12 protein-coding genes and 1 other annotated feature are annotated in these 13,341 nt (G+C 37.7%); all 12 genes read left to right on the plus strand.

Features of this window, described 5'->3' with window-relative positions; translation table 11 throughout:
• The first annotated feature begins 167 nt into the window (after window positions 1-167).
• On the plus strand, window positions 168-1,229 hold the full coding sequence (locus M1D60_RS05500; protein ID WP_456278176.1) for an AI-2E family transporter: 1,062 nt from the start codon (window positions 168-170) through the stop codon (window positions 1,227-1,229).
• 46 nt (window positions 1,230-1,275) lie between these two features.
• Window positions 1,276-1,487: a binding site (T-box leader), on the plus strand.
• Window positions 1,488-1,557: 70 nt separating this feature from the next.
• Window positions 1,558-4,194 carry an alanine--tRNA ligase gene (gene alaS, locus M1D60_RS05505; RefSeq protein ID WP_456278177.1) on the plus strand — a complete coding sequence of 879 codons (2,637 nt, stop codon included), beginning with the start codon at window positions 1,558-1,560 and terminating at the stop codon, window positions 4,192-4,194.
• 153 nt (window positions 4,195-4,347) lie between these two features.
• A complete protein-coding gene (locus tag M1D60_RS05510; RefSeq protein ID WP_456278178.1) occupies window positions 4,348-4,611 on the plus strand; it encodes an IreB family regulatory phosphoprotein in 264 nt (87 codons plus the stop codon).
• A gap of 41 nt (window positions 4,612-4,652) precedes the next feature.
• Window positions 4,653-5,069, plus strand: coding sequence for a Holliday junction resolvase RuvX (ruvX, locus tag M1D60_RS05515; RefSeq protein WP_456278179.1), 417 nt, complete (start codon window positions 4,653-4,655; stop codon window positions 5,067-5,069).
• Between the two features lie 16 nt (window positions 5,070-5,085).
• The gene (locus tag M1D60_RS05520; RefSeq protein WP_456278180.1) at window positions 5,086-5,367 is read left to right on the plus strand and encodes a DUF1292 domain-containing protein; all 282 of its coding nucleotides are present in this window, start codon (window positions 5,086-5,088) and stop codon (window positions 5,365-5,367) included.
• Window positions 5,368-5,836: 469 nt separating this feature from the next.
• Window positions 5,837-6,979 carry an endolytic transglycosylase MltG gene (gene mltG, locus M1D60_RS05525; protein ID WP_456278181.1) on the plus strand — a complete coding sequence of 381 codons (1,143 nt, stop codon included), beginning with the start codon at window positions 5,837-5,839 and terminating at the stop codon, window positions 6,977-6,979.
• A gap of 141 nt (window positions 6,980-7,120) precedes the next feature.
• A complete protein-coding gene (locus M1D60_RS05530) occupies window positions 7,121-7,750 on the plus strand; it encodes an O-methyltransferase (RefSeq protein WP_456278182.1) in 630 nt (209 codons plus the stop codon).
• Between the two features lie 4 nt (window positions 7,751-7,754).
• A complete protein-coding gene (locus tag M1D60_RS05535) occupies window positions 7,755-8,684 on the plus strand; it encodes a peptidase U32 family protein (protein WP_456278183.1) in 930 nt (309 codons plus the stop codon).
• Window positions 8,685-8,937: 253 nt separating this feature from the next.
• On the plus strand, window positions 8,938-10,203 hold the full coding sequence (locus M1D60_RS05540; protein WP_456278184.1) for a peptidase U32 family protein: 1,266 nt from the start codon (window positions 8,938-8,940) through the stop codon (window positions 10,201-10,203).
• A 2-nt stretch (window positions 10,204-10,205) separates the two neighbouring features.
• Window positions 10,206-10,841, plus strand: coding sequence for a uridine kinase (gene udk / locus M1D60_RS05545; RefSeq protein ID WP_456278185.1), 636 nt, complete (start codon window positions 10,206-10,208; stop codon window positions 10,839-10,841).
• Between the two features lie 194 nt (window positions 10,842-11,035).
• Window positions 11,036-11,512 (plus strand): transcription elongation factor GreA, encoded by a 477-nt coding sequence (gene greA / locus M1D60_RS05550; RefSeq protein ID WP_456278186.1) that lies wholly within the window; start codon window positions 11,036-11,038, stop codon window positions 11,510-11,512.
• A 51-nt stretch (window positions 11,513-11,563) separates the two neighbouring features.
• Window positions 11,564-13,321 carry a peptidoglycan D,D-transpeptidase FtsI family protein gene (locus M1D60_RS05555; RefSeq protein ID WP_456278187.1) on the plus strand — a complete coding sequence of 586 codons (1,758 nt, stop codon included), beginning with the start codon at window positions 11,564-11,566 and terminating at the stop codon, window positions 13,319-13,321.
• Window positions 13,322-13,341 lie beyond the last annotated feature (20 nt).

A 13,341-nucleotide genomic window follows, 5' to 3' on the forward strand; every position in this document is an offset into this window, starting at 1 on the left:
GGGGTCTCTTTTTGTATTCGTCGTTCCATTGCGCTTCAAGCACTTGCTTTCCGCTCCATTTCTATACATGCAAGATTTATACGCTTAAACAAGGATAATCCCCAATTTAACCTCTCATGCATAATTGGGCCATTTCAGCTCAACATTAAGAATGGGAGGGAATGCTTGTGAAAAAAATCAATACCGATTGGCTCATTCGAATTCTCACTTTCTTGCTGTTTTTATTATGTATTTATGTGTTTTTAAAATTAGAGCCATTTTGGGCACCCATTTTTCAGGTGATCTTAGCGATTTTTATCCCTTTCCTGATCGCATCATTTATTACTTATTTACTCCATCCATTTATTGAGAAGGTTCATTCCTATAATATTCCTCGTCCATTTGCCATTCTCATTATTTACATTTTATTTTTTGGAGGAATTGCTCTTGCACTGTATAAAGGGATTCCACAAATTATTATACAAATTAGAGAGTTTGGAAATAATGTGCCGGAGTTATTTGAAAAGTATCGAGAGTGGTCTGCTTCCATTCACCACCAAACAGAACAGCTACCCGAGGGGATTCATGCTAGGGTTGAAGAATCATTAAGTAGTGGGGAGGAAGCCATTGCATCTGTTCTTGCAAATGTCATCACTATTCTAAGGAGTATAATCAATTATTTTCTAATCATCTTAATCATTCCGTTTATAGTCTTTTACATGTTAAAAGACTATGACCAAATTAAAAAAACGGTATGGTATTTAACTCCAAGACGTTATCGTGAATCGGGGATTCGATTTCTTAAGGATATTGATAAGTCACTGGGAAATTATATAAGAGGTCAACTATTAGTTTGTCTTATTATTGGGATGATCTCAACACTTGGATTTTGGCTAATTGGAATGAAGTATCCCTTATTATTAGGAATTATCGTCGGAATTACGAATATCATTCCCTACTTTGGACCGATAATTGGTGCAATACCCGCGGTATTAATTGCAGTCACGATATCGGGTAAAATGGTTCTATTCGTTGTTATTCTAATTTTCACCATACAATTTATAGAAGGTAACATTTTATCCCCATTAATTGTCGGTAAGAGTCTGCATATGCATCCGGTGTTTATTATGTTTGCTTTATTAGCGGGTGGAGAAATAGGTGGTGTAGCAGGTCTCATTTTAGCCGTACCTATGCTTGCTATATTAAAGGTTATTCTGATCCATGCAAAAGCTCATTTTACTAAACGTTGACAAAGGGTAGAGCCATTGTCTATAATAATCGGCATAATACATTGAAATTAAAACGATGAAGGAACGAGTAAGCTACAGCCCATCTAACCAGAGAGGATTTCCCTTGGCTGAAAGGAAATCTAGATGAAGAGTAACTGAATGCTATTCCAGAGTGCAGACTTAAAACCTGCCGTATTTTCTACGTTACAGAAAACTGAGTGATGATTACGCTTTGTAATCATAATCAGGGTGGTACCGCGAGTAACTCTCGTCCCTGTATGTTTCATACATGGGATGGGAGTTTTTTTATTGGCAAAAAGAGTTTTCATTTACATGAGGAGGAAGAACATTGAAACACTTATCATCAGCTCAAGTTAGACAGTTATTCCTAGACTTTTTTAAAGAAAAGGGGCATGCAGTAGAGCCGAGTCGTTCTCTTGTACCACACGAAGATCCATCACTTTTATGGATCAATAGTGGGGTCGCAACCTTAAAAAAATATTTTGATGGTCGTGTTATACCTGAAAATCCACGTATCTGTAATGCACAAAAATCAATTCGAACGAATGATATTGAAAACGTAGGTAAAACGGCTAGACATCATACATTTTTTGAGATGCTTGGAAATTTCTCAATTGGTGATTATTTTAAAAAGGAGTCCATTCATTGGGCATGGGAGTTCTTAACAAGCAAAGATTGGATTGGCTTTGATCCAGAGAAACTATCAGTTACGATTCACCCAGAGGATGAAGAGGCTTATCAAATATGGACAGAAGAAGTGGGAGTACCGAAAGAACGTGTCATTCGTCTTGAGGGGAACTTCTGGGATATTGGTGAGGGACCAAGTGGACCTAATACAGAGCTTTTCTATGACCGTGGTCCGGAGTACGGGGATGATCTGAACGATCCTGAGCTTTATCCAGGAGGAGAAAATGAACGTTATCTTGAGGTTTGGAATCTAGTGTTTTCGGAGTTTAATCACAATCCAGACGGGACTTATACTCCATTACCGAAGAAAAATATTGATACGGGGATGGGTCTTGAGCGAATGGTATCGGTGATTCAGGATGTTCAAACTAACTTTGATACAGACCTATTTATCCCGATTATTGAAGCAACGGAGTCTATATCAGGGCAGAAATATCGTCAATCAAAAGATCTAGATGTAGCATTTAAAGTAATTGCGGACCATGTTCGTACGGTAACATTTGCTGTTGGGGACGGTGCATTACCTTCGAATGAAGGAAGAGGTTATGTACTGAGAAGATTATTACGTAGAGCGGTCCGTTATTCAAAACAGCTTGGAATTCAACGTCCATTTATGTTCGAGTTAGTTCCAGTGGTAGCTGAAATAATGGTGGACTTCTATCCAGAAGTAAAAGAGAAGTCTGAATTTATTCAAAAGGTCATTAAAAACGAAGAAGAGCGCTTCCTTGAAACATTGAATGAAGGGTTAGCCATTTTATCAGCAGTTGTTCGTTCCCAAAAGGAAAAGAATGAAACAGTAATTCCAGGTGCTGATGTCTTTAGATTATACGACACGTATGGTTTCCCTGTAGAGCTAACGGAAGAGTATGCTGAGGAAGAAGGCATGACTCTTGATCATGAAGGCTTTGAAGTTGAGATGAATAATCAGCGTGAGCGTGCAAGAGCGGCTAGACAGGAAACTGGGTCCATGCAGGTTCAAGGTGGAGTACTTGGAGAAATCACGGTAAAAAGTAGCTTTGTTGGTTATGATAAACCTGAAGATATGGCAACTGTACTAGAATTAGTGGCAGACCAGCAATTTGTTAACGAGCTTACTACCGGACAAGAGGGACAGGTTGTATTAAGCACAACTCCGTTTTATGCGGAAAGTGGAGGACAAATAGCAGACCGAGGCCTTCTCCTTGCTAATGGAGTTAAAGTCCTTGTAAAGGATGTCCAAAAGGCACCTAATGGTCAGCATCTACATCAAGTTATCGTTCAAGAAGGTACCATCCATAAAGGAACAGAGGTACAAGCAAAAATTGATGAGGAATCTCGTGGGGGTATCATTAAAAATCACACAGCAACTCATCTGCTACATCAAGCATTAAAAGATGTTCTAGGAGGTCATGTAAATCAAGCGGGATCCTTAGTTACAAGTGACCGCCTCCGATTTGACTTCTCTCATTTTGGACAGATTAAACCAGAAGAGCTTGAACAGATTGAAGAAATTGTTAACCAGCAGATTTGGAAAAGCATCGAAGTAGACATCTCTAGTCGCTCTTTACAAGAGGCTAAAGAGATGGGAGCAATGGCTCTGTTTGGAGAAAAGTATGGTGAAGTGGTTCGAGTGGTTCAGGTTGGAGATTACAGCTTAGAGCTTTGTGGAGGCTGCCATGTTCCAAACACAGCAGTCATTGGGCTCTTTAAGATTGTTTCAGAATCAGGAATTGGAGCAGGAACAAGAAGAATTGAGGCTGTAACAGGTCAAGCAGCTTATGCTGTTATGTATGAGCAAGTAACCCTTCTTAATGAAGCGGCAACTAAGCTTAAAACGAATCCTAAGGATCTATTAACCCGAATTGATACCATCCAGCTTGAGATGAAACAATTACAGCGTGAAAATGAATCTTTAGCATCAAAGCTTGGTAATATCGAGGCAGGTAACTTAATCAATCAAGTAAAAGAAGTAAATGGAATCAAGGTTTTAGCAAGCAAGGTAAATGCTACTGATATGAATAGTCTTCGTTCCATGGTAGATGATTTGAAGGTCAAACTAGGGTCTGGTGTCATTATCTTAGGAGCAGTTGCGGGAGCTGATAAAGTGAATCTATTAGCGGGTGTAACAGAAGATTTACTTCCTAAGGGATATCATGCAGGAAAGCTGATTAAAGAAGTTGCAAGCCGTTGTGGTGGCGGTGGTGGTGGCCGTCCAGATATGGCCCAAGCAGGTGGTAAAGATCCAAATAAACTAACCGAGGCTCTAGAGTTTGTTGAAGAGTGGGTAAAATCTATATAAATTCTGTAAAACAAAAGGCTCTAGTCGGGAGGCTATTTCCCAACTAGAGTCATACATACTAGATATTTTTACTGTTTGCTTTATTATGAATGGTTGATAGTGTACAATAAAGGTAAATGTTGACAAGCTTTTGCTTGGGAGTGAGGTGTAGACATGAGCTCATTTGATAAAACAATGAAATTTAATTTTCAAGAAGAACAGATAGATACGAATGTGGATGATGTTCTTTTTACTGTTTATGACGCCCTTCAAGAAAAAGGGTATAATCCCATTAATCAAATTGTAGGCTATCTTTTATCGGGTGATCCAGCCTATATCCCAAGGCATATGGACGCAAGAAATATCATTAGAAAGCTTGAACGTGATGAAATCATTGAAGAGCTTGTAAAATCTTATTTATCTACTCATAAGAAATAAGATAGTTGGAAAATGAGAATCTATCATCAATGGGGTAACGAATGAGAATATTAGGGTTAGATGTTGGAACAAAGACTGTGGGAGTAGCAGTTAGTGATGAAATGGGATGGACAGCTCAAGGATTAGAAACCATCCAAATAAATGAGGAAAAAAAAGAGTTTGGATTTAAACGTTTAAAGGAAATAATAGAAGAGTATGGAGTAGAATCAGTTGTAGTTGGACTTCCTAAAAATATGAATGGTACAATAGGTCCTCGTGGAGAAGCTTGTCAGGAGTATGCGGATTTATTATCAGAAACCTTTCAGCTACCAGTTCAATTATGGGATGAACGATTATCAACAATGGCTGCCGAAAGAATCCTTTTATCTGCTGATGTAAGTCGGAAAAAGCGTAAAAAGGTAATTGATAAGTTAGCGGCTTCTGTGATTCTTCAAAATTACTTAGATAGCAAAAACTAATGAGGTGAATCGTAATATGACACATGGTGAAAAGCAAATTACAGTTATTGATGAAAATGGAAATGAACAATTATGTGAGGTTTTGTTTACATTTGAATCAGAAGAGTTTAAAAAATCTTACGTTCTTTACTATCCAGTAGGCGCAGATGAGGATGAAGAGGATATTGAGATCCACGCTTCTAGCTTTACAGCTGGAGAGTCAGAAGAAGGCGAATTATCTCCAATTGAAACTGACGAAGAGTGGGATATGATTGAAGAAATGCTAAATACTTTTCTAGACGAAGAGGAAGAAGAGTAAACAGCAGTTTATGGTAAATTAAAACAAACGCACAGAGCTTGAATGCTCTGTGCGTTTGTTTTTTGAATGGCTCTTTTCGTAAAGATTGTTGCTTTCAAATATAATTTTTATAATGAGTAGTGGAATGGAGCGGAAGACACTTGACTCCTGCGGGAAGTAGAGGAAAGGTCGAGACCCCGCAGGCGCAGCCGAGGAGGCTCGACTTCCTCCCCGCGGAAAGCAAGTGTCTGGAGCGCAATGAAACGACAGGGTACTTACATATAACTCACTAAAAGCAACAAAGTATGCGAAAAGAACCTTTTAAAAAAATCTTTGTCAAAACAGATATTGTTTGCTGAAAAATGAACGGAAAATAACGTTAAGGTTTATCACAGCTAAGCGAGTATTTCATAAACTTCTAATAATTTGTATTTAATTGACGAATTATATGGAAACTGTAGTATAATAGGACCGTTGAGGGGGAGTAAATATGTCTTCTATCGGATCTGAATCAAATCAAGATCAAAATAAAAACCAATATAAAGAAAAGCTAATCGAAAAACACCAAGAAGCAAAGCTAGTTAGAAGAATCGTTTTAGTAGCTTCCATCGTGATCTTTGTCTCGCTTGCTGCAGGAATTACATTCGGTTATAAATATATCGAATCAGCGTTACAGCCTGTCAATCCTACTAATACTGAGCCTGTAGATGTGACGATTCCAATAGGATCTTCCAGTAGAGGAATTGCTAACATATTAGAGGAAAACGGTATTATTAAAAACGCAGATGTTTTTCGCTACTTTGTGAAATTCAAAAATGAATCTGGCTTTATGGCAGGCGATTATGTCTTAAATCAATCGATGACGTTTGAAGAAATTATTGCTAGTTTAAAGACAGGTAAGATTCTTCAAGATGTTGTCTTCTCGCTAACGATTCCTGAAGGCAAAACACTTGAACAAATAGTGAAAATTGTTTCTGAAAAAACCGGATATACAGAAGAAGAAGTTATGACAAAAGTAAATGACCCAGAATATTTGACTCGTTTAATGGATGAGTATCCATCCGTTCTGACAGAGGAAATTCTTAATGAAGAAATTCGCTATCCATTAGAAGGTTACCTATTTCCAGCTACCTATCCATTTTATACGGAAAAGCCTTCAATTGAGCAAGTAGTTGAGGTAATGCTAGACAAAACAGAGGACATTCTGTTTACCTATCAAGATGATATGTCGGAAAAAGAAATGACGGCTCATGAGCTACTTACCTTTGCATCCTTAATTGAAGAGGAAGCAACTGCTCAAACAGATCGCGAAGATATTTCAAGTGTTTTCTATAATCGTCTTGAAGCGAACATGCCTTTACAGACCGATCCAACTGTACTCTATGCGCATGGAGAACATAAAGATCGAGTGCTATATAAAGATTTAGAAATCGAATCACCTTATAATACTTACGTGATTCAAGGGTTACCTGTAGGACCTATAGCTAATGCTGGACAAACGTCCATTGAAGCAGCTTTACATCCGTCTGAGACTGATTACTTTTATTTCTTAGCAACTAAGGAAGGCGAAGTCATCTTTACCAAGACACTGGATGAACACAATCGTGAAAAAGCGAAACATATTAGTAATTAAGAAGAAGGGAATGCGGTTTATCGCATTCCCTTTCAACTTTTTCAAAGCTTATAACTGTAATGAAAAAGGATAAAAAAATTAGCATTCCCTGTATGAGTGTGATAAAATATATCGAGTTGTATAGAGATGGAGGCATCGTCAATGATACCATCGGAGCTAGAAACCTATTTAGAGTCATTAATTCCAGAGCGTGAGCCCATTTTAGTGGAAATGGAGCAATATGCAAATAAGCATAATGTACCTATTATGGAGTTAATCGGAATAGAAGCCTTACTACAGTTTATTAGATTAATTCAGCCAACATCAATCTTAGAGATTGGTACTGCAATCGGATATTCTTCTATTCGAATGGCAAAGGCTGTTCAAGGCGTTAAAGTAGTGTCCATAGAACGTGATGAAGAGCGCTATCATAAAGCGCTTTATTATATTGAAAAGGCAAATATGGCTGAGAACATAGAGGTCATCTTAGGAGATGCACTAGAAGTAAATCTAGAGCAGTCCTTTGATGTTATTTTTATTGATGCGGCAAAGGGCCAATATGCAAAGTTTTTTGAGAAATATGAAAAGATTTTGGGAAATAACGGAGTCATTATTTCTGATAATGTGTTATTTAAAGGTCTAGTAGCTACAAATAGTACAGACAATAAACGAATTAAATCACTCGTGAAGAAAATTCAAAGTTATAATGAATGGCTAATGCAGCATTCCTCATACGACACAACCATCTTGCCTATAGGTGACGGTATTGCGTTAAGTAAGAGAAAGAGGTGAAGAGATGAATAAACCTGAATTATTAGTTACACCTAAAAGAGTAGAGGACATTGGACCGCTAATTGAAGCTGGAGCCGATGCTTTTATTATAGGTGAACAACAATATGGACTTAGACTTGCAGGTGAATTTACTCGTGATGAAGTAAAGAAGACAATTGAACTTGCTCATAATAAGGGTAAAAAAGTTTATGTCGCAATGAATGCGATTTTCCATAATGACAAGGTTGATGAACTTGCAAATTATATTTCATTTCTAAAAGAGTCTCATGTAGATGCTATTGTATTTGGAGACCCGGCAGTTCTTATGGTAGCTAAAGAAGTAGATCCCTCAATCCCACTCCATTGGAACACCGAAACAACAGCTACAAACTGGTTTACTTGCAACTACTGGGGACGTAAAGGTGCAAAACGAGCCGTTTTAGCAAGAGAGATTAATATGGATACAATTGTTGAAATGAAAGAGAATGCAGAGGTTGAACTAGAAGTACAGGTTCATGGTATGACCTGTATGTTTCAGTCAAAACGTTCTTTACTTGGTAATTATTTTGAATATCAAGGGAAAACGATGGAAATTGAAAAGGTTAAAGGAGATCAAACTCTATTTTTACATGATAAAGAGAGAGAAAATAAGTACCCAATCTTTGAAGATGCAAATGGTACTCACATCATGAGTCCAAATGATATATGTATTATTGACGAGTTAGAAGAGATGATCGATGCCGGTATCGATTCATTTAAAATTGATGGGATTCTAAAAAGCTCCGAATATATCCTTGAGGTGACTCGGAAATATCGTCAAGCGATTGACTTATGTGTAGAAAATCGTGACGAATATGAAGAAAAAAAGGAAAATTTATTAGCAGACATTGAAAGCAAACAACCACAGAACCGACCATTAGATACCGGGTTCTTCTTTAAAGAAACGGTTTATTAAGACTAGGCTACAACGGTTATATTATTGGCTCTGTTAAAGTAGATATTTAATTTTTAGCAGAGTTGATTGTAGTGAAAGGACGCGAGACTCCTGCGGGAGAAGCGTGTTGAGAGAGACCCCACAGGCGCAGAGCGCCGAGGAGGCTCCCGAGACCGCCCGCGGAAAGCGAGTGTCCTGTAACGAAAATCAACAACAAGGTTTAACACAGCCATATTATTATGAATGACTGAGAAAGAAAAAAGGAGGAGAAAATATGGCGATTGGACAAATCTCAGAAATTAAAAATGGCAAACGTGTCATTACAAAGAAGCCTGAGCTTTTAGCACCTGCTGGGAACTTGGAAAAGCTAAAAATTGCTGTCCGCTACGGAGCTGACGCTGTTTTTATCGGTGGACAAGAATACGGTCTTCGTTCCAATGCAGACAATTTTTCCTTTGAAGAAATGGCAGAGGGAGTTCGCTTTGCTAAAGAATATAATGCGAAAATATATGTAACCACTAATATTTATGCTCATAATGAAAATATCGATGGGCTTGATGATTATTTAAAAGGAATACAGGATGCAGGTGTGCATGGAATCATCGTAGCTGATCCACTAATTATCGAAACCTGTAAAAGAGTAGCTCCGAAACTGGAGATTCATTTAAGCACTCAGCAATCTCTTTCTAACTGGAAGGCTGTCCAGTTTTGGAAGGAAGAAGGATTGGAAAGAGTAGTATTAGCTCGTGAGACAAGCCATGAAGAAATCTTAGAGATGAAATCAAAGGTGGACATTGAAATTGAAACCTTTATTCATGGTGCTATGTGTATTGCTTATTCAGGAAGATGTACGTTAAGTAATCATATGACCGCACGTGATTCTAATCGTGGTGGGTGCTGTCAATCCTGTCGTTGGGATTACGACCTTTATACTTTAGGGGACTCTAATCAGGAGCAGGCTCTTTTTAGTGAGCAGGATTCACCGTTCGCAATGAGCCCGAAAGACTTAAATTTACTTTTATCGATTCCTAAAATGATTGAAATTGGAATTGACAGCTTGAAAATTGAAGGTAGAATGAAGTCCATTCATTACGTAGCTACAGTTGTGAGCGTGTATCGAAAGGTAATCGATGCCTATTGTGCGGATCCAGACAATTTTGTTATTGATCCAGAATGGGTGAAAGAGCTAGACAAATGCGCAAATCGCGAAACAGCTTCTGCCTTTTATGAAGGAGTACCTGGGTATAAAGAACAAATGTATGGAAACCATAGCAAGAAAACCACCTTTGATTTCGCAGGACTGGTTCTTGACTTTAATATTGATTCCAATATCGTTACGTTACAACAACGAAATTACTTCAAGCCTGGTGATGAAGTAGAATTTTTTGGTCCAGAAATTGATAATTTTACACAGAAAATAGATGTCATTTGGGATGAAGATGGCAATGAGCTTGATGCTGCAAGGCATCCATTACAAATTATAAAGTTCAAGGTTGATCGACCGGTTTTCCCTTACAACATGATGCGAAAGGAGAATTAATAATGGGAAGTAAACCCATTGTAATTGGAATCGCTGGAGGATCTGGTTCAGGGAAGACAAGTGTAACCAAAGCGATTTATGAACATTTCAAAGGTCACTCTATCCTAATGATCGAGCAGGATTTTTATTATAAAGATCAAAGTCATTTGCCAATGGAAGATAGGCTTCAAACAAATTACGATCATCCTTTGGCATTTGATAATGATTTACTTATTGCACACGTCCAGGAACTATTACAATATCGAGCAGTTGAAAAACCAGTGTATGACTATAAGCTTCATACACGTTCAAAGGATGTTATCGTCGTTGAACCGAAGGATGTCATCATTCTTGAAGGAATTTTAGTACTTGAGGATGAGCGTCTTAGAAATTTAATGGACATTAAGCTATTTGTCGATACAGATGCAGATATTAGAATTATTAGGAGAATGCTGCGTGATATTAAGGAGCGTGGACGTACCTTAGATTCTGTGATTGAACAATATATATCAGTTGTTAGACCGATGCATAATCAATTCATCGAGCCTACAAAACGGTATGCAAATATTATCATTCCAGAAGGTGGACAAAATCACGTTGCAATTGATTTAATGGTAACGAAAATTCAAACAATTCTTGAAGAAAAAGTGATTTTGTAATAGCATAGATGAAGATAGGTTTTATGCAAAATACTTCCATCATAAATAAGTGTGGTTAGGGGCTCTTATAAGCCCACTAACCTGCCTTAATTAATTAACTAGCTTGTCTTATCTGATGAATGTATTTTATACGCGTATTACATAAGATTACCTCTAGAATAAAGATGCTTTGAACATTTGAAGGAGTGAAGGTCATGTCAGCAGAAAAAACATACCCAATGACGAAAGCGGGTAAAGAGAAAATAGAGCAAGAACTTGAACAATTGAAAACGGTTAAACGTAAAGAAGTGGTAGAACGTATAAAGATTGCGCGTGGATTTGGAGACTTATCTGAGAACTCTGAATACGATGCAGCAAAGGATGAACAAGCATTTGTGGAAGGCCGTATTAGCCTTTTAGAAAATATGATTCGTAAAGCGGTCCTTATTGAGGATGTGGCTGAAGATACAAATTCTGTTTCACTTGGAAAAACAGTTACTTTTTCAGAGCTTCCTGATGGGGAAGAAGAAACATATACCATTGTAGGAAGTGCAGAAGCAGATCCGTTTGAAGGCAAAATTTCAAATGATTCACCGATTGCAAAAAGCTTAATGGGTAAACAGGTAGGAGACCAGGTAAATGTTCAAACTCCTGGTGGAGATATGCAAGTAAAAATAATCTCGATAAAATAAACTTATAAAAAAGTCATACCTCGTCGACAATGTTGACGAGGTGTTTTTTTTATGACGATAAAAAAAAGGGCAATCAGTGTTGCCGTCATTACATTTATAATTTTGTTAGGTCTCATATATCGTTTAGCAGATATTCAACTTCTTCATACAGAATCCTTTTCTCAGCATAAAGTAAATCTAATTGAGGAAAGTGTAAGACAGAGAACACAAGTAATGGTGCTTGATCAAGGAAGAGGCCGTTTTGTAGATCGGGATGGTGATGCTTTAACTCATGATTATCATCCGAGCTTAATTCTATTTCCATTTTTAAAAAATATGGATTGGCCTATTAATGAAGTTGCTTCCATTCTTAAGATATCTCCATCCGCATTATTAAACACGGTTGAAGAAATGGAAGACCCAGTTGTATATGGGGAACCAAAGCCACTTCCACTAACAGAGCAGCAAATGAAGGAAATAAACAGTTTGAAGATCCCTGGAGTATTTGCTGTCTATCGACAATCAAAGGTAGAAGAGATTGTAGCTGAACATTTGATTGGAATCATTCGTGAGGACAAGGATTCAGTTATTGACAGATACTCAGATAAGGTAGAAGAGGGAAATCTATCTGTTCATACCCCCATTGGGATCCTAGGTCTACAAAAGGTATTTGATGAATTTCTGTTACCAGAAGGAGAGTCTAAGCTCTTATATCATGTAGATAATCAAGGAGGACCTTTATTCGGGATTGATGTAAAGTATACGGAGCCTGCAAATCCTTATTATCCAATCTCTATTCAAACTACTATAGACAAGGATATCCAAACTGAGGTTGAAAAAATTGTAACGGAGTCCGGTTTGAAAAAAGGAGGTATTGTTCTTTTAGACATAGAAAAAAATGAAATTCTATCAATGGTTAGTAAACCAAGCTTGAATCATCAAAATCCATTCTCAGATGATGGTGGAGCGTTCAATTATATACTAGAGCCACAAATACCTGGTTCTGTTTTTAAAACCGTTATTGCAGCGGCAGCAATCGAGAATAATATGATTCATCATAATAGTGAGTTTAATTGTAACTTGGATTTATACGGAGAACCAGATCAATTACATGAGCTTGGTGTTCTTAACTTTGAAGATAGCTTTGCAAGAAGCTGTAATTATACATTCGCATCCCTTGCTAATGAGTTAATAAAAAAACAGCCAGATGTGATTGAAACCTTTGCTGAAAAATTAGGGCTTACTCAAGCTGTCGGCTGGAATGGGGACGTATTCCATTTTCAAGAGTTTCATCAATTACCTGAAAATAAGGAAGGGAAAATATGGGGAGACCGCTATGATAAATCCTCAGAGGATGCAGTTAGTCAAACAGCAATTGGACAGAAAGAAGTAAAAGTAACACCGTTAGCTGTAGCGAATATGATGGCAACCATTGCAAGAGGTGGTGAAAAGAAACAGGTAAAGGCTGTTTCGAAAATTCTCTACAAAAATGGATCAACCCTGTACGAGTTTGGTGATCAGAAACTTGAGGGAGATTCAATCGCTCCTTATACAGTGATGAAGCTACAGGATTTATTAAGCAAGGTTGTAACAGATGAAAGAGGAACCGGAAGAAGGTTCCAGTCATTACAGACAAGTGTTGCAGGTAAATCAGGAACAGCAGAAACTGGGAGAGAGACAGAGAACGGAGAAATAGATAACAAATGGTTTGCCGGTTATTTCCCTGCAGAACAACCTAAGTATGCCCTTGTGGTGGTTGAGCTAGATGTAATAAGTAGTCAGTCAGTTACTAACGATGTTTTCTATCGTATTGTAGATTCTCTGAAGTAACCTATCTATATTGATTAAAT

The sequence above is a fragment of the Bacillus sp. AK128 genome (assembly GCF_053903075.1).